This is a genomic window from Paenibacillus marinisediminis, from assembly GCF_054343325.1.
Genome location: NZ_JBTGUH010000005.1, coordinates 1 through 18659, shown reverse-complemented (window position 1 = coordinate 18659; position 18659 = coordinate 1). Strand labels below are relative to the sequence as shown.

Here is an 18659-nt window from a genome sequence, read left to right as displayed (position 1 = left end):
AGGTGGGACGATGTGTCATCAATATTCGCTGAGTTCCGAGCTGCAGGAAACGTCAGCTTACTTTGGCATAGAGGAAGTGGCGGCCTCATATCGACCGCGCTACAATATCGTACCGACGTATTCGGTTCCGGTTGTGAGCATCGAGCAGGGGAAGCGGGTGCTGGATTCATTTCGATGGGGAATGGTGCCGTTCTGGGCCCCGGATGCGATTAATGCAGACCTGCACGCGGTGAAAGACAATGAAGCCTATTATAAGGTCGTAGAACGGCAGCGCTGTATCATTCCATGCAATGGGCTGTATTATTGGCGCGTTGATCGCAAGCGGAAGTATCCGGTGCGAGTGGTGCTGCGTACGAATGGTATATTTGGCATAGCAGGCTTATATGAAATATGGAAAAGCGCGCAGAAGCAGGTGCATCGAACTTGTACGATGGTTATGACGCGTTCGAACGCGATGCTTGCAGAATTCAACCCGCGCATGCCTGCGATACTAGAACCTGAGGATCTGGGTAAATGGCTGCAGCCAGACTCGCTAGAGGTGGATTATCTGACGCGGATGCTGAAGCCGCTGCAAGAGGACCGCATGCGCATGTATCCTGTATCACCGGCTATTCAGTATGCGCATTTGGATGATGCTTCTTGTATTGCGGAGTGGGATATGAAGCAGGCTTGGGTTAAGGCTTAATCTTTATGCTGGGCGGCTGTATGTTATAATTAGCTCTACATGAGATGAACCGCATCTGCTGGATGCGGTTATCCGTATTATTCCGCAATCGGGATAAACAGAGGAGTTGATGACATGCCGCCTAGACCGTACCCTGATTGGTCGTGGTCCCCTTCACGACACAACCTATTTCAGGAATGCCGACGCAAGTACTATTATCATTATTATGCCGCGCATAACGGCTGGTATATGGATGCTCCTCCAATGGCGCGCCAGGCCTATCGTCTTAAGCAGATGACGAATCTCTATCTGGTGTTTGGAGAATCCGTGCATAAGCTGGCTGAGGAAGCCGTCAAGCTGTATCATAACTACGGCCGTGTTATGGATGTGGAAGAAATGAAGCGCCGCATTCGCGCCCTCTTGAATCAGGCTTATAAGGATTCACGCGATGTGGAGGCTTGGAAGCTGCAGCCGAAGCAGCGGACGATGCTGCAGGAGATGTATTACTACGGCGGGCTGCTGGATTCGACGAAGGATACGATCAAGCGTCGGATCCCGATTCTAGCGGAGCGGCTGCTTGGCAGCGATAGCATGCAGCACTACATGAATGCAGATGGATGCCATCTGGTGGAGCTCGAGCAGCTGAACACGATCGATCTAGGCGATACGATGGTCTACGTCAAGCTCGACTTTATGTACCGGCAAGCGGGAAGGTATATCATCGTGGACTGGAAGACAGGTCAGGAAGATGAGCGGAACGATACTCAGCTTCGCTTATACGGCTGGTACGTGCATGAGCACTATGGCGTTCCGTATGAGCATATTGATATTCGCACGGAATATCTGCTCAGCGGTCAGTGCAAGGTGGATGTGGTAGCGGAAGAAGAGATGGAGCATCTGGTAGCTTATGCGGAGCAAAGCATAGCCGCGATGCGCGGCTATATGCAGGATACGGCGCTTAATGCACCGAAAGAGATGCAATTCTTTGAAGTGACAGATGATGAGCGCAAGTGCCGCCGCTGCTCATTCCGTGAGATGTGTGAAGGTGCCAAGCCGAGACCGCAGGAGGACTAAGAGGAGGAAGCGAACGGCTATGATGCATCATGATAGAGATATTGCAATGCCGGTTGATGTTGAGGCGGCTTTACCTGGCCAGCGTTTGCCGCGAAGCTGGTATCGCCAAGGCGCATTGCGGCTCGGACCTCAGCTGCTTGGACGAACGTTGGCTCGCCGAGTAGAGGGCGGCATCATTCGCACGATGATTGTCGAGACGGAAAGCTATGTTGCGCTGCATGACAAAGGCTCGCACGCCTACGGCAACCGCCGCACGAAACGGACTGAAACGATGTTTCTGGACGGAGGCGTCGCCTACGTGTACCTTATTTACGGCATGTACCATTGCCTTAATGTTGTGGCGGCATCAACTGACCAAGCGGAAGCGGTGCTGATTCGAGGCGTGGCGCCATTGTCCGCTGAAGATGAGAGGTTGATGCAGCAGCTCCGCCCGTTGAAGTCACGCAAAGCCGCCGAGCTTAGCAACGGTCCGGGCAAGCTGTGCCGCGCGCTGGCGATCGGCAAGGAGCTTGACGGCGCAGACCTGGTGAACGGTGAGGATATATGGCTCGAAGCAGGGACGCTAGTGGAGCCGTCGCGGATCGTATGCGCGCCGCGCATTGGCATACCGTATGCGGAAGAATATGCAGATAAGCTGTGGCGTTTCTATATAGAAGGACATCCATACGTATCGGTGGCATACCAAGAAGCTGTGCCGCTGTCAATTGCTGAGCGTATGGAGGAAGATGAGTATATGCACCTTACAGCCAAGGACGAATCCGAATAGGGTTTGAGCTTTGGCTGTTTTTAATTGCAAGAAAAAAATATATAGAACATTATTAAATTCATTTGAATATTGTAATGTGTCGTGCTACAATGAAAGAAATCAAACAATCAAACGAACGTTTGAATAATCAAAAACGTAATTAACATGATGTAAGTGAATGAGGTTGAACAATATATAGGATATTGGAAGGAGGAATATTAGGAATGGTAGAGAAGGCAGCTAAGCAAGATATAGAGATAGAGGTGAACAATTCAAGCACGCAGGATGATATGTGTGAAGTTATATGCTATGACGCGGAGAAGATCCAATCGCTGCAAGGAACGGTCAATGATAATGAAGTGGCCGATATGGCAAAAATATTTAAGGCGCTGTCCGATCCAACTCGAGTGAAGATGGCATCCTACCTCGATCAGGGTGGAGAGCTGTGCGTATGCGATGTAGCCATATTAACTGGGCAGTCCACTGCGACAACTTCGCATCATTTGCGTTTGATGAGGTCTCTAGGGATCGCGAAGTCACGCAAAGAGGGCAAGAATGTATTCTACTCCCTCACAGACCATCATATCCGCACGCTTATCAGGATGACACAGGAACATATGAGAGAGGAGCATTGTCATGACAGCTAATGCAGCGAGTGCTAAACGAGATGATCGAATGATATATCAAGTTCAAGGCTTGTCATGTGCGAACTGCGCGCGTGAATGTGAGTTGGAGATCCGCAAGCTGCCTGACGGTGAAAGCGCGGAGCTTCTATACAACAGCGGGACCTTGAAGCTCCATCCGAATGTGGATCGTCAGCAGGTCGAACGCATATTGAAGAAGGATGGAGCGCGATTGCTGAGCGCAGACCAGCCTAGTGCTGATTCAAGCAGCGCCGCGCATGAACACGATCATGGGAGCCATGCGCATGGCGACGGCCACAGTCATAGTCATGAGCATGGAAGCATGAATGTGATGAAGTGGCTGCTTGGCTTCTCGGCTGTACTGTATGCCGCTACCTTTCTAGTTGAAGGTCTCATTCCAGAGTGGGCGCTGATTGCGATGTTTCTTACTGCTATTGTTATTAGCGGCTACTCGACCTTTATACAGGGCTTGAAAAATCTAGCGCGGCTAAAGTTTAACATGGACACGTTGATGACCGTCGCCTTGACAGGCGCAGTCTTGATGGGGGAATGGAAGGAAGCAACTCTGGTCGCCATCTTGTTCGGTCTTAATGAAATACTGGAAGGCTACGGAATGGAGCGCGCAAGACGTTCCGTAGCCGCACTGCTCGCGGTAGCGCCTAAACAGGCCAATGTGATACGAGACGGTGCAACGGTCGTCATTCCGATCGCTGAACTGCGCGTAGGCGACACCGTGCTTGTTCGCCCGGGCGAGAAGATTCCTTCTGACGGGACAGTGCTGGAAGGAGAAAGCGCGGTCAATGAAGCAGCCATCACTGGGGAATCATTGCCGGTCAGCAAGAACGTGAACGACTCCGTATTCGGAGGAAGCTTGAATACATCAGGAATAATGAAGGTTAGAGTAGATAAGGCCTATGAGGACTCATCATTAGCGAAGATACTTCATCTAGTTAGAGAAGCTCAAGATACGAAGACACCTACAGAATTGTTTATTGATAAATTCGCTCGCATTTATACGCCGCTCATTATGATTATCGCGGCGCTCGTCATTCTCGTTCCACCGCTCTTCCTGGACGGAGATTGGTCCAAATGGCTATACCAAGGGATCGCCGTGCTGATTGTCGGCTGCCCGTGCTCCTTGATCCTTTCCTCGCCAATCGCGATCGTGAGCGGTATTACACGCACTGCGCGGCAAGGGATTCTCGTTAAGGGCGGCGTTCACTTAGAGCAGCTTGGCAAGATCAATGCGCTCGCGTTCGACAAGACGGGTACTTTAACGAAGGGCGAGCCTGCAGTTATGGCGGAGCGAGTGTATGACGCAGAGCGCTGCTATGCAGTCACAGGCTCCATCGAGCAATCATCGCTGCACCCGCTTGCCAAGGCGATGATGCGCCACTTAGAGGCGCAGGGCATGAGCAGCTTTGCTGAGCCGACTCGCTCCGAGACGGTGGCTGGGCAAGGAATCGAAGCAGTCGTGAATGGCACGGCCTATGTAGTCGGCAGCGAGCGCACGCTTATGCGGGAAGGCGAAGCCTTCCGCCAAGCATTAGCGGATGCGGAGGCGATGAGGGCTGAGGGCTACACGATCGTCGCCGTGACAGATGAGCAAGGGCCGCTGGGCGTATTCGGCCTGGCTGATGAGATTCGCGAAGAAAGCCGCGAAACGATAGCTGCGCTGCATCAAGCAGGTGTCACGCATACAATCATGTTGACCGGCGATAATGAGCAGTCTGCGAAGCGGGTGGCGGAAGCAGTAGGCGTTAGTGAATATCGCGCAGGCCTGCTGCCGGAGCAGAAAGTAGCGGAAGTGAAGCGGCTCGCAGGACAGTACAAAGTCGCTATGGTCGGTGATGGTATTAATGACGCGCCTGCGCTTGCATCCGCACAGCTTGGCATCGCTATGGGCAAAGGTACGGACAGTGCCGTAGAGACAGCGGATATCGTGCTGATGCAGGATCATTTGGGCAAACTGCCTGCAGCGATCCGTGTATCGCGTCAGGTTAATCGTATCATTCGCCTTAACATTGGATTGTCGCTTGGTCTCAAGCTGTTTGCTCTCCTGCTCACGATTCCAGGCTTGCTGACGCTGTGGATTGCGATCCTTTCCGATATGGGAGCAACGATAATCGTTACTCTGCTAGGCTTGACGATTCTGCTGGGTAAAGATAAGAAATAAATATCTAATTTAGTTAAAACTATACAGGAAGGACTGACTCAAGCTGGCATTATGGCTGAAGCAGTCCTTTTTCTGTTGTTCGTGTAACTGGGGCGCTAATGAATGGATGCAACGAAAAATGTCACAAAAAACGACGTTTATATGTTGAAAAAATAGAAATGCTGTCGCATATGGTTTACAATTAAAGAAAAGGAAATTGAAATGATATGGAGAATATATCCATGTTATATTTTTTGTTTCATTCCATTTTATAGGAGAGGTGAACTCATTGGCGAAAAGCAATATACGTACTTCTAACAGCAAGAAAAAAAACATCGGCAGGCTGCCGCTAATTCTATTTCCGATCGTTCTGATTGCACTAATTGTTCTACTAGCGGTTCTTAACAATCAAAATGCGGATGTTGATCAGAAAGAGGCAGTACCTGCTCTTTCGGTCATCAATGCTGAGGAGCAGCCCGTGCTTGGCTCGCCAGAGGCTAAGGTTTCGATTGTAGAATTTGGTGATTACAAGTGCCCGACTTGCCGGTATTGGGGTGAACAAGTATTCCCGCAATTGAAGGCGGATTATATTGATACAGGTAAAGTGAAGTTTACTTTTTTACAGTTTCCATTTATAGGGACAGATTCAAATACCGCAGCTCTGGCCTCTGAAGCCATACAAGCTCAGTACCCTGAAGCATTCTGGGATTTTCATAAGGAATTGTACAATTCTCAGCTAGAGGAGAATGTGAAGTGGGCAACACCGGAGTATCTGACTGAAGTCGCAATCAAGTCCGTTCCGAATCTTAATGTTGATGAATTCAAACAGCAGCTTGCGGACGGCACTTATCAGGAACAGGTTGATACGGACTCAAATCTAGGCGAGAAGGCTAAGGTAATGGGAACACCTGCCGTGTATGTCAATGGCAAGCCTGTAAATGCTGATTACCAGAGTATACAGAAAGCAATAGAAGAGGAACTTGCTGCGGTTAAGTAAGAGGATGGGAGCGAACTTCTTGTGGCATTTATTCGAAAATATGCGTTGTACTTAGCATGGATTGTTTCTCTTGTAGCGACTGCCGGCAGTTTGTATATGAGTGAGGTTCTGCACTGGGAGCCGTGCAGCTTGTGTTGGTACCAGCGAATCTTTATGTACCCGCTCGTCATTCTGCTTGGCATAGGCGCGTACAAGAACGACAACACCATCGTTCAGTATGCTTTGCCATTGCCGATTATCGGCGGTCTTATATCAACTTATCATTATATGAAGCAGATGATTCCTGGATTCGCTGCGATTTCTCCTTGCCGCGTGGGCGTACCTTGCGAATATGACTATTTGGATGGCAGTTGGATGACCATTCCACTGCTGGCACTCATTGCGTTTGTGCTTATCACGATCTGCCTGCTTATGGCACGCAAGCAGCAAACCGTTACAATCGAAGACTGATACTTGGGGGAATTACACGATGAAATTCGGACTGCAGATGAAAATGGTACTCGGCATGCTTGGGGTATCCATTGTGACTTATGGGACGAGCGCGTTTTTTATCTTTGTGCTTAAGCCGTATTTAGCTCCGAATATGAATGAGATAACGTATGGAGTACTAATCTTCATGCTGGGTATCTTCTGGACTTGTTTCCTTGGCTGGTTAGCTGCCCGCTTTATTGTGAAGCCGCTTATGGCGCTGACCAAGGCAGCGCATGATGCTGCACAAGGCAAGCTGCAGGTTGAGATTCCGAAGTATCCGTTTCATGATGAAATCCAGGTTCTGATTCAAGCATTCAGCACGATGATAAGCAACTTGCAGCATATGATCAATGAGATGAAGAGCAGCATCGAGATCACGACACGCAACACATCGACGCTTGGTGACGCGATGGCGCAGGCTGCGCGGCAGATTGAACAGATATCTCAGGCAGCCGATGATATGAACCAAGGAGCAGAGCGTCAGGCAGCATGGACAGCCGAAACGACCCATGCGGTTGAGCTTATTCACGCGTCAGCGAACGATGTTCGCCGCCGTGCGGATGAGACTGAGCGAACGACCGCTCATATGCTGGACACGCTGTCTGTAAGCGAGCGAATGCTGACCTCGATCATTGACGGTATGCTGGATGCTGCCGCATCAGGGCAGGCATCTATTCATACGGTCAAGCGGCTGAATGAGCAAGCTGAGCAGATCGGCAGCATCTCGTACACGGTTAGAGAGATTGCGGATCAGACGCATCTGCTGGCGTTGAATGCATCGATTGAGGCTGCGCGCGCAGGTGAGCAGGGCGCTGGCTTTGCCGTTATTGCGTCGCAAGTTCGCAAGCTTGCGGAGCAATCGGCGGTCGCGGTGGATGACATCAACAGCCGAATCGTGCAGATGCAGGCTGAAGTGGATGAAGCTGTGAAGCTGATAACGAAGCAAGTGGAGACGGTGAGTCGTGAAGCGGACAAGAAGGATGGCGCGGCGGACGCGCTCAACAATATCGCGAGCGCGACGCGGCAGGCATCGAGTGCGATTCACTCGATCGTAGAATCGGTGAACACGCAGACGGAGCAATTCTCCGCGACTCTGGAGCAGACGCGGCAAATGGCTGCCGTTGTTGAAGATGTGGTCATCGGCACGCGACAAGTAGCGAGCGCGACGCAGGAGCAAACGGCCATGATGCAGGAGATGGCCGCATCTTCTGAGGTGCTGCGTGGACAGGCCGATCGCTTGAAGGCGCAGATTGCCATATTCAAGGCGTAGGGCGAAGCTAGTGTGTGAAAGGTTATGTGGTCAGCCAGGTTGTTCTGGCTGGCCTTTTTTGTTGTGGAGCGGGAGCAGACGCGAGTGTGCTTGCGCGGGGGGCGTTGAGCAAATGGAGCGGGAGCAGGCGTGAGTGTGCGTCCGTGCGCAAAGCGGGTTTTTCCCCGTTAGAGGTCGCGGAAGCGCGGGAGTAGATGAGATAACGGGGAAAAAGCCAGTTACGTGGGCGCGGAGGGCGGAGAGCAAATGGAGCGGGAGCAGGCGTGAGTGTACGTCCGTGCGGAAAGCGGGTTTTTCCCCGTTAGAGCGCGCGGAGGCGCGGGAGTGGAGGAGATAACGGGGAAAAAGCCAGTTACACGAGCGCGGGGGCGTTGAGCGAGTGTGCTTGCGCGCGGAAAGCGGGTTTTTCCCCGTTAGAGGTCGCCGGAGGCGCGGGAGTGGATGGGATAACGGGGAAAAGCCAGTTACGCGGGCGCGGAGAGCGAGTGTGCAGGTGATCGCGGGTAATTCGGGCGAGGTAACCGGAAAGCTACATTTGTACATGTTCTGGACAAGAATGTGTATGGCAAAAATGTGCAGAACAGGTATGATGGATTCAAACGGTGCTTTGATGTATATAAGGAGGAGCTTGGATGGCAGGGTTAACATGGGAAGATCGTCAACTGTATATGAATGGCCAGCCTTTCCGCATCATTTCAGGTGCGATGCATTATTTTCGTTGTGTGCCAGAGTACTGGGAAGATCGTTTACGCAAGATTAAAGCAATGGGCTGCAATACGGTCGAGACGTATGTGCCTTGGAATCTGCATGAACCGCGTGAAGGCGAATATAACTTTGAAGGAATCACGGATATCGCTAAGTTTATTCGCGTAGCAGAGGAAGTTGGTTTATATGTTATCGTCCGCCCTGCGCCATACATATGTGCAGAATGGGAATTCGGTGGTCTGCCTGCTTGGTTGCTGAATACTTCGGTAAAGCTGCGTACGAGTGATCAGGGCTTCTTGGATAAAGTTGAAGCGTATTATAAACATCTGCTGCCGCTGCTGACACCGCTGCAGATTACGAATGGTGGACCTATCATTGCGATGCAGATTGAAAATGAATACGGCAGCTATGGCAACGATCAGAAGTATTTGCAGGCGTTAAGAAGCATGTTAATTCAGCAGGGTGTAAACGTGCAGCTGTTCACCTCCGACGGTCCGACGGATCTGATGCTGCGAGGCGGCATGGCGGAAGGGGTATGGGCGACAGTCAACTTTGGCTCGCGCGCTGAGGAAGGGTTTGACAAGCTGCTCGAGTATCAGCCGGATGCGCCGCTGATGTGCGCGGAATTCTGGAACGGCTGGTTTGACCACTGGAAAGAAGAGCACCATACTCGAAGCAGCGAGGATGCTGCACAAGCCTTAGACGAGATATTGGCACAAGGCGCATCCGTCAATTTCTATATGGCTCATGGCGGAACTAACTTCGGATTCATGAATGGAGCCAATCACGGCGAGCAGTATGATCCGACTGTCACCAGCTATGATTATGATGCTCCGATCAGCGAGGCGGGAGATCTGACGCCTAAGTTCCATGCATTCCGTGAAGTAATTAGCAAGTACACGGAGCTTCCAAATGATGAATTGCCATCCAACACACGCAAACAAGCCTATGGCGATATACCTGTTAGCCGGAGTGTGAAGCTGTTCGATACACTTCCGAGCATCTCCACGCTTCATCATAGCGTGACTCCTGAGCCTATGGAGAGCTACGGTCAAGATTACGGCTTTATTATGTATTCCTCTAATCTGCCATATGCGCAGAGAGTTTGCAGTCTGACGCTTCAAGACGTGCATGATCGCGCGCTTGTCTATCTCGATCAGAAATATATAGGCGTGGTGGAGCGAACGAACCCGCAAGAGCTTCAATTGAACATTCCAGAAGGTGGAGCCCGGCTGGACATCTTAGTGGAGAATATGGGACGAATCAATTATGGGCCGAAGCTTGCTTCCGATCGAAAAGGTATCACAGAAGGAGTCAGACTCGACTACCAGTTCCATTATCATTGGGATGTACGCACCATACCGCTGGACTCAATCGAACTTGTAAAATATGATATATCAGCAACGGCGGCACTGGATTCTACAGATGAACAGCTTAAAGAACAGCCTGCGTTCTATGAAGCGGAGCTGACGATCGAAGACGAACCTGCAGATACGTTCCTGCATCTGGACGGTTGGAAGAAAGGCGTGGCATTCGTCAACGGCTTCAATATCGGTCGATATTGGGAGGCGGGGCCGACGCAGTCTATGTATGTACCTGCTCCGCTGTTGAAGCGAGGCGTTAATCACATCGTGCTATTCGAGCTGCATGAAGCGGGAAGCGTGATTAGCTTCAAGGACGAGCCGCATTTATAAGCTATAACATAGCAGAGGATGACGTTGAACCCGGCGTCATCCTCTTGCTGTATTCTACGGCTGAGCGATCAGCTCGCCGCTCAGCAGCGCTGATTGAGGCTCCAACACGGTGTTATCAGTGGCTGAGACAGGCTCTAAGCCCCTTACCTCATCCAATGTGATCATATCCTCTGCAGTTGCAGGTCCGACAACTTGTTCCACAAAGTCACATATCTCTGAAACATAACGCTCACGATCCCGGCAATGAGCGACGCCATGCGTTGCGCCGTCAACAATAAGCAATCGCTTCGGCTCAGGTTTCGCATGGTACAGATCAACGCTCATCTTCGTCGGGACGAATAGATCAGATCCGCCATGCACAAACATAATAGGAAGTTTGCAGGCTTCCATCACCTGGATAGGACTTACATCCTCCATTCTGAAGCCGGCCTTGGTCTTTAATCTGCGATTGATCAGGTTAATAAACGGCCATGAAGGGATAAAGTTGAGGCTTGCCACTTGATGTCGAACAAGCTCGGTTAGATCAGAATAAGGACAGTCTGCAACGACTAATCTTACCTGTGGTCGGTGGATAGCTGCATATTCCAATACTGTTCCCCCGCCAAGCGATTGGCCATGCAGTGCAATGACGCAGTCTTCGCCCTTGCGATTGACGGTCCAATCGACCCATGCTTGAATATCGTATTTTTCCTTGTAGCCAAAAGTTGCGTATTTGCCCTCGCTCTGACCGTGCGCCCGCTGATCGATCAGCAGGATGTTGAAGCCTTTCTTCATAAAAATGCCGGAAAATTGCGATGACCAGGGCATAGCAGCAGTGTAGCCATGGACGATGATAGCCACTCGATTCGAATAAGGGTATTTCTCGATATATGTGCCAAATAATTTTAAACCATCGTTGCTCTTGATGTTTACTTCTTCTTTATCCAATTCGTCAAATTCCTGCTTCGTGAATACTTGAAACTCTTCCATCAATTCAAAGCATTTCTTATACGATTGACGCTTGCTGAGTGTCATCCGATGCACGCCGTAGACCGGAATTACCCATAAGGACAGCGCTAAAAATAATAATATGCCTGCTGACATCCATGCAATCAAATTAATCCCTCCAATCGCGTTTGAGGTTAATTGTCATTAGTGACAGTAGGGTGCTCCGCCAATATTCATTTTACGCATCGACATAATTCCATTATCTTCCCTACAACTGGTAATAATCATGGTGGAAATGATGGAGCTATCTATTATATGATGAAGGGTAGCTAGTTAACAGACAGTGAGATGTGTCGTTTTGTGTAAAATAAGTATATAATGACTTGTATCACTCTGACTTATATGTAGCGAAGGGATTGGAGTACGCATGTGTGGTATAGCAGGTATTTTAAACTTCAACGGCGAACAGCCGTCTGAACATATTGTTCGCAACATGATGGACATCATTCACCACCGCGGACCGAATGACGGTAAGCTGTGGATTGGCGATCGAGTAGGGCTGGGCTTTAAACGCTTGTCGATTATTGATGTTGCTGTGGGCGCACAACCATTGAGCAATGAAGATGATTCCGTGTGGATTATTTTTAACGGAGAAATATATAACTATCAGGAGCTTCGTGAGGATCTGATCTCGCGCGGCCACCAATTCAAGACCCATACCGATACGGAAGTCATCATTCATCTATATGAAGAGCACGGAGAAGAGTGCGTGCACCATCTTCGCGGGATGTTTGGCTTCGCGATCTGGGACCGCAACAAGCAGCAGTTGTTTATTGCGCGCGATCATTTCGGAATTAAACCGGTATATTATTTTTATGATCATGATATGTTTGTATTCGGTTCGGAGATCAAGAGCTTGCTGACTGTGCCGGGCATGCCTCGCGATATTAACATGAACGGATTGTACAATTATTTGACATTCCAATATGTGCCGGATCCAGAGACGATGTACGCAGGTATCTATAAGCTTCCTCCTGCTCATTCCATCACGATTCCATTCGAAGGCAAGCCGCAGCTCCGCAAATATTGGGACCCGATGTTTGCGCCTGTGGATCGTCCGCTGGAACAAGTGCTGGATGATATTCGCCATGTAATGCATGATTCGGTGAAGAATCACCTTCACAGCGAAGTGGAGCGCGGATGCTTCCTGTCGAGCGGGATTGATTCGACGATAACTTCAACGCTGATGCGTTCGATGGAACCGATCAAGACGTTCAGTGTCGGCTTCGAGGGAGCGAACAATGAAACGATTATCGCTCGTGATACAGCTCGTCAGATCGACACGGAGCATTACGATCGGATGATTACGCAGGAAATGTATTTTGATGCGGTTCCGCGTGCGATCTGGCATCTGGATGAGCCAGTGGCGGACCCATCGGCAATTGCGCTGTACGAAGTCGCGCGTCTGGCGAAGGAGCATGTCACCGTGGTCTTGTCCGGTGAAGGTGCGGATGAGCTGTTCGGCGGATACCGGATCTATCGTGAACCGCGTTCGCTGCGCTTCCTATCCTGGATGCCGGAGGGTATGCAGAGCTCGATGAACTCGATTCTGCGTATGCTGCCTAACTTCTATGGTCGCAACTATTTGCTGCGCGGCACTACGCCGCTGGAGAAGCGTTTCTTGGGCAACGCTAACATCTTCTCGGATGATGCGAAGCCGGTGCTGCTGCGCGCTGGGGCTGAGGAGCTGGCGTCGTTCACGAAGCCATTTGATAAAGCGAAGATCTATTATGATCGAACTGCTCATCTGGACCCTGTGTCCCGTATGCAGTATATCGATATGAATCTGTGGATGCCGGGCGATATTTTGATGAAGGCGGACAAGCTGACGATGGCGCACTCGCTCGAGCTGCGCGTGCCGTTCCTAGACCGCAAGGTGTTTGAAGTAGCGCGCACGATCCCGATGAAATATCGGATTGCCAACGGCACGACGAAGTATGCGTTGCGCAAAGCGATGGAGGGCATCATTCCAGATTCGGTGCTGAACCGTCCGAAGCTGGGTTTCCCTGTGCCAATGCGCGACTGGCTGAAGACAGAGCGCGCGGATATCATGTGGGAGCAGATGACAGCGAGCGGTATTGATCCGATCATTAATATGACACGTGTGGAAAATATGTTCCGCATGCACAAGGCAGGACAAGGCGATTATTCGCGTAAACTGTGGGTGTTGTACGTATTTGCCTTATGGCATGCGACTTATATGAAACGCGGATCATAAGATAAATGACAGAGAGGCCTCCGCCATGGAAGTGACGGAGGCCTCTTGATTGTGTGCGAGTAGAAGAATACATAGCTTGAACCTGAATACATGATTAGGGAGGAGGCGGTGAAATGCGTATGTGGACGTGGCTGACTCGAATCGATCCGATCACGAAAGGGATCTGGCTGCTGAGCACGGGCTTGGCGGTCATGTTGACGATGTCGCTGTTCGGTCAACTCGCGTGGTTCCTGTCAGTCGTGCTGCTGGCGCTGTGCGGAGCAGGGTGGTCTTGGCGACATTGGAACATGCTAGGCCTATGGGTACTAGGCTTTGGAGTGCCGCTCTTCGTCTTTCAATGGCTGGTGCTGCCGGGTGAAACGGCAGTATGGCCGAATGTAACCGGCGGGGTGCTGACCGAGGAGGCGATGGTCGCCTCGGCAGCGTTGACGCTAAGATCGATGACTCTGTTTGCGTCATCGATCCTGTACGCGACGACCACGGAGCCGCGCGATGTGGTCGCCGCGCTTGTGGGGCGGCTGCATGTGCCGGAACGGCTCGCTTATGCTGCCGCCATCGCCCTTCGCTTCGTGCCGCTATTGGTCGGCGAAGCGGAAGAGATTCGCCACGCGCAGCGGCTGCGGCGCAAGACGCCGCTGCGCGGGCTTGGCGGGCGGCTTAGCGCTGCCCGCCAACTGCTCCCGGCCGTGGCCCAGTCCGCGCTGCGCCATGTTCACGGCGTATCCGCCGCGATGGAGGCGAAGCGCTTCGGCACGGCCGGGCGGCGCACCGTGTGGCGGCAGCTGCGCATCATGCCGCTTGGCGCCGGGCTTGCGGCGGCCTCGTTGCTGGCCGCCGCCGCTTCGATCTGGATGCTGTGATGGGCTAGGCTCCATCCGGCTTGGCAATTAATGCTTGCATTTTATCACGGTACCTAGTATTTTATATATTGTTAACCAAAATATATAAAGGATAGGTGAACAATGAGTAATCAAAATTCTATGATACAGCGTTTTACGATGAATGAATGGATTCTAATGGCATTGCTGGCAGCGGCTAATGGGGCAGCGACAACTTTGTTGGCCTATGTAAATAAGATGCTGAATGTATGGGGAGGACCTATTCTTACGTCAACTATTGTTGGTGTTTATGTAGTGTACGGTGTGCTGGCGATGTATATCATCCGTAAGCCAGGCGCATCGTTGTTTACATATGCGATTGGAGCTCTTATTCAGATCATGATGGGTAATGCATACGGTGCTTGGTCTGCGATTGCAGCGGCAGCATGCTATGCGGTAGTTGCGGAGCCCTTATTCTACTTATATAAGCATCGTCAACTGACTTGGGCGAGAATGATGTTCATCGGAACAGCGATGGTGCCGCTATGGTTTATAGTCGCTTCCTTCATGTTCGGGTATACTGCGTATGCACCGAGTGTGCTCGTCATTACGTTAATTGTACGCTGCTTCAGCGGAATGCTGCTGTGTGGAGCGTTGACGAAGTGGCTGGGCGATCGACTTGCGGGAACACGCTACGTGCGATCATTTGCAGTCGGTCAGCAGTTAGGTCAAGATTGAATCATTCATATGAGCTTGGTTAATCCTATTATTCATAATAAAGAGGTGGCGCTCTAATGGAACGTGATCAACAGCAAACGCTTCAGATGGAGCGGCTTCATACGGATGCAAACAAGAAGGTCATGCACTTATCGTGCGTGACCTTTAGCTATGTTGGTGAAACTAGTGCTGTTCTGGATTGCTGTTCGGGTGTAGTATGGGAAGGGACTGTCGTTATGATCAGCGGTCGCAATGGCAGCGGCAAGTCGACGCTGTGCCGATTGTTAGCTGATCTGATGACCCCGCAAGATGGGATGATGAGCGGTGAACTGCTCCGTGGTGATGATCCCAAGCCGCTGATTGGCTATATCGGAGGCGAGCTCGCGCAGCAGTTTGTCATCGGCGTCGTTGAGGATGAGTTGGCATTCGGACCGGAGAACCTCGGCTTGGCGCGAGATGAGATCGGTCGCCGGGTAGAACGCGAGCTTCATGCTGTGAATATGGTGCGCTATCTTGATAAGCGTGTCGAGCATCTGTCAGGAGGGCAGCAGCAGCGAGTTGCCGCCGCCGCCGTATGGACAATGGAGCCGGAAGTACTCATAATAGACGATGCGTGGAGCGCATTGGACGCGGATGGACGGGTACGATTCACAGATGCTGTATATCGTTGGTACAATGAAGGGCACAACGATCCATCAGGGTCACGAGCAAGGACGTTGATCGTGTCTACGGCTCGCAAGTCGGAATTGGATGCAAGTCATCCACTCTGGGAAAGAGCGGAGCATTGGACGTTAGAGGACGGTCGTTTGCATATACCGAGTAATATGGAGCCTGCCTCTGCTAGTGCTGCTGATGTTCATAATGAGCGGTTAGATGCATGGGATGCACTAATGCCATCAGCTGCTATGACTTCAGATCCTGCAGGATCGCCAGTTCTTGAATTCAGCGGGGTAACCGCGCGTTATCGTAATGGATACATTGCGCTTCGAGATGCGAGTGGTCTAGCGATGCCTGGAGATGGTATAATACTTCGCGGCAACAATGGTGCGGGCAAGTCCTCGTTGTTGAAGGTGCTAAGCGGAGCCTTGCGCCAATATAAAGGGACTATACATATACACGGACAAGACTTGAAGCGTCTCAAGCCGCATGAACTGGCAGGTTTGATCGGGTATGTACCGCAGCGTGCGGCTGCCTCATTTATGACAGAACGGGTTATAGATGAGTGTATGGATGTATATCGGGAGCTGAATATATCTGAAATAGACGGTGAGGCATGGTGTTTGGAGCAGCTGCAAGCTATTGGATTGCGCGATTTCGCTCATTATCATCCGCATGACTTATCCGTTTCCTTGCAGCGCAGGCTGAGTCTCTGGATTGCCGCTGTTCATCGACCTGTACTGCTGCTCTTAGATGAGCCGACAGCAGGTCTAGATGAGATCGCCGCGCGAGAGGTGATCGCATGGTGCAATCGCGAACGTGCGCGAGGGGCGGCAGTGATTGCGGTAACCCATGATCCGCTATGGCTTGGGGATGCGATGTGGAAGCAATGGCATGCTGAGAATGGATCGATTCAGCCCGTGTAAACTAGGAGGGATGACACTAGATGAAGCATAATAAACAGCAGGAAGGAGCTGAAGCAGATAAGATGGATGATCAAAAAGCTCTGCAGGGACATGGCGCAACGATGCGTCCTGGACGAGCGCGGCAGATGGTTACTTTGGCGCTCTTGCTGTCTACATTTTTAGCGGCGATTGAGGTTACGGTAGTTAGTACGGCGATGCCTAAGATTGTGGCTGATCTCAGCGGTCTAGAGTTGATCAGTTGGGTATATGCTTCTTATCTGCTAACGACTGCGGTATCTACGCCGTTGTTCGGTAAGCTGTCCGATTTATTCGGTCGGAAAAATATATTCATCTTCGGCTCTGTGTTGTTTGTGTTAGGGTCGATGCTGTGCGGGTTATCGCAAAATATGACGCAAATGATCATATTCCGGGCGATTCAGGGGGTAGGCGCCGGAGCGTTAATGCCCGTCACCTTTACAATCGTTGGCGATATCTATAACTATGAAGAGCGAGCCAAGATTCAAGGGCTGTTCAGTTCAATCTGGGGGATTGCTGGACTAGTTGGTCCTCTCGTTGGGGGATTCTTCGTTGATTCGTTATCATGGCATTGGATCTTCTACTTCAACGTTCCATTTGGCATTATATCGGTGTGGATGATTGCTGTATTATTCCATGAAAAAGTGGAGCGGAAAAAGAAGTCGGTAGACTATGCGGGTGCAGCGACCTTTACGGTTGGGATGACCGCTTTTCTATTCATTCTAATTGCTGGCGGACAGAGCATTCCGTGGAACTCGCCGCTTATTTATATATTGATTGCAACTGCGATCGTGTTCTTAACTTGGTTCGTGTTCATTGAACGGCGCGCAGCGGAACCGATGGTGCCGTTTGAGCTGTTTAAGGTCCGTGATATTGCGGTATCGAACTTAGTGGGATTCCTGGCAAGCGCAGTGCTGATGGGAATTAACTCTTATCTTCCGCTCTGGATCCAAGGCGTTCTTGGACAAAGCGCGAAAAGCTCAGGGCTCTCGCTTACGCCAATGTCCATTGGCTGGCTTATCGGTTCGATTATCGGCGCAAGAATGCTCATTAAGAGCGGAGGCAGGCTGACTACGGCATTTGGCGCAACCTTTATCGTGATCAGTGCGACATGGCTGGCAGTGATAACGGGACAGTCTTCCGTCTTGATGATTATCCTGCTGACGTTCTTGGCTGGGTTGGGCTTCGGATTCTCGTTCACGGCGTTTACGATTATCGTGCAGTCCTCTGTTCCGTGGAATATGCGCGGTGCCTCGACAGCGTTGAATACGTTCATCCGATCGCTCGGTCAGACGATTGGAATTGCGATATTTGGCACCTATCTGAACTCTCATATTGCGGCTGCGGTGCAGCAGGCTGGGCCAGAGGTGGCAGGCAATATCGGGAAGGATGACCTCAATAAGCTGCTCGATCCTGAAATGACGCAGCAGTTAGCTCCTGATGTTGTTCATCATCTGCGCGGGTTCCTGGAGAGCGGGCTGCATAGTGTATTCGTGCTGATGGCGATTATCGCCGCAGTCAGCATGTTGACCACGCTGTTGATGCCTAAGGGAGTGCGCAAGCCGGAAGAGGCTTCGGTGGAGAATACAGGCTCATAACTTTATAGGATTACTTGAAGAACCGATAGTCACGTACTGTCGGTTTTTTTTGATTAATGGGAAGAGAAAGCGCAGAATGAGGGAGGGGGGGAGTGCGGGCTAATAGTTTCGAGATTAGGGGCAACCATTCAGGAGTACCTGCTTCAACTTGCAGCAGTAATCCAGGCAGTATGCGAAACTTGTGTGTTATAGACGATGTCTATAACCTGAACTGGCTGCCCCTATTTCGCAGCGTTTATTGAGACGCTTTGTTGGAACATAGACGCTCGGCTTGAATCCCAAGCTTCTTCAACAAGCTGATCGC

The 18659-nt window shown here is 50.9% G+C and carries 15 protein-coding genes; 14 read left to right on the top strand and 1 reads right to left on the bottom strand.

Annotation, left to right across the window (positions count from 1 at the left end):
- The first annotated feature begins 10 nt into the window (after positions 1-10).
- From ACXX53_RS13040 to ACXX53_RS13000, 9 genes are all read left to right on the top strand, one after another.
- Positions 11-685, top strand: a complete 675-nt coding sequence (locus ACXX53_RS13040; protein WP_458569086.1) for an SOS response-associated peptidase — start codon at positions 11-13, stop codon at positions 683-685.
- 114 nt (positions 686-799) lie between these two features.
- Positions 800-1738: a PD-(D/E)XK nuclease family protein gene (locus ACXX53_RS13035; RefSeq protein ID WP_458569085.1), complete on the top strand. Its 939-nt coding sequence runs from the start codon at positions 800-802 to the stop codon at positions 1736-1738.
- Positions 1739-1757: 19 nt separating this feature from the next.
- Complete coding sequence (locus ACXX53_RS13030) at positions 1758-2504, top strand: DNA-3-methyladenine glycosylase (protein ID WP_458569084.1); 747 nt, start codon at positions 1758-1760, stop codon at positions 2502-2504.
- A 203-nt stretch (positions 2505-2707) separates the two neighbouring features.
- Positions 2708-3130: an ArsR/SmtB family transcription factor gene (locus tag ACXX53_RS13025; RefSeq protein ID WP_458569083.1), complete on the top strand. Its 423-nt coding sequence runs from the start codon at positions 2708-2710 to the stop codon at positions 3128-3130.
- On the top strand, positions 3120-5303 hold the full coding sequence (locus ACXX53_RS13020) for a heavy metal translocating P-type ATPase (protein ID WP_458569082.1): 2184 nt from the start codon (positions 3120-3122) through the stop codon (positions 5301-5303). Before ACXX53_RS13025 ends, ACXX53_RS13020 begins: the two co-directional genes overlap by 11 nt.
- 268 nt (positions 5304-5571) lie before the next feature.
- Entirely contained in the window at positions 5572-6279 is a 708-nt protein-coding gene (locus tag ACXX53_RS13015; RefSeq protein WP_458569081.1) for a DsbA family protein, read from the top strand.
- Positions 6280-6300: 21 nt separating this feature from the next.
- Positions 6301-6729 (top strand): disulfide oxidoreductase, encoded by a 429-nt coding sequence (locus tag ACXX53_RS13010; RefSeq protein WP_458569080.1) that lies wholly within the window; start codon positions 6301-6303, stop codon positions 6727-6729.
- Positions 6730-6748: 19 nt separating this feature from the next.
- Entirely contained in the window at positions 6749-8020 is a 1272-nt protein-coding gene (locus tag ACXX53_RS13005; RefSeq protein WP_458569079.1) for a methyl-accepting chemotaxis protein, read from the top strand.
- A 632-nt stretch (positions 8021-8652) separates the two neighbouring features.
- Positions 8653-10419, top strand: a complete 1767-nt coding sequence (locus tag ACXX53_RS13000; RefSeq protein ID WP_458569078.1) for a glycoside hydrolase family 35 protein — start codon at positions 8653-8655, stop codon at positions 10417-10419.
- Between the two features lie 54 nt (positions 10420-10473).
- Here ACXX53_RS13000 and ACXX53_RS12995 read toward each other — a convergent pair whose 3' ends face one another.
- The gene (locus ACXX53_RS12995) at positions 10474-11514 is read right to left on the bottom strand and encodes an alpha/beta hydrolase (protein WP_458569077.1); all 1041 of its coding nucleotides are present in this window, start codon (positions 11512-11514) and stop codon (positions 10474-10476) included.
- Positions 11515-11773: 259 nt separating this feature from the next.
- Between ACXX53_RS12995 and asnB the strand changes: the two genes are divergently transcribed.
- From asnB to ACXX53_RS12970, 5 genes are all read left to right on the top strand, one after another.
- On the top strand, positions 11774-13624 hold the full coding sequence (gene asnB / locus ACXX53_RS12990) for an asparagine synthase (glutamine-hydrolyzing) (RefSeq protein WP_458569076.1): 1851 nt from the start codon (positions 11774-11776) through the stop codon (positions 13622-13624).
- A gap of 113 nt (positions 13625-13737) precedes the next feature.
- The gene (locus tag ACXX53_RS12985; RefSeq protein ID WP_458569075.1) at positions 13738-14484 is read left to right on the top strand and encodes an energy-coupling factor transporter transmembrane component T family protein; all 747 of its coding nucleotides are present in this window, start codon (positions 13738-13740) and stop codon (positions 14482-14484) included.
- A 102-nt stretch (positions 14485-14586) separates the two neighbouring features.
- Positions 14587-15180: an ECF transporter S component gene (locus ACXX53_RS12980; protein WP_458569074.1), complete on the top strand. Its 594-nt coding sequence runs from the start codon at positions 14587-14589 to the stop codon at positions 15178-15180.
- Positions 15181-15236: 56 nt separating this feature from the next.
- The gene (locus tag ACXX53_RS12975) at positions 15237-16742 is read left to right on the top strand and encodes an ATP-binding cassette domain-containing protein (RefSeq protein ID WP_458569073.1); all 1506 of its coding nucleotides are present in this window, start codon (positions 15237-15239) and stop codon (positions 16740-16742) included.
- 20 nt (positions 16743-16762) lie between these two features.
- Complete coding sequence (locus ACXX53_RS12970) at positions 16763-18355, top strand: MDR family MFS transporter (RefSeq protein ID WP_458569072.1); 1593 nt, start codon at positions 16763-16765, stop codon at positions 18353-18355.
- The last annotated feature ends 304 nt before the right edge of the window (positions 18356-18659 follow it).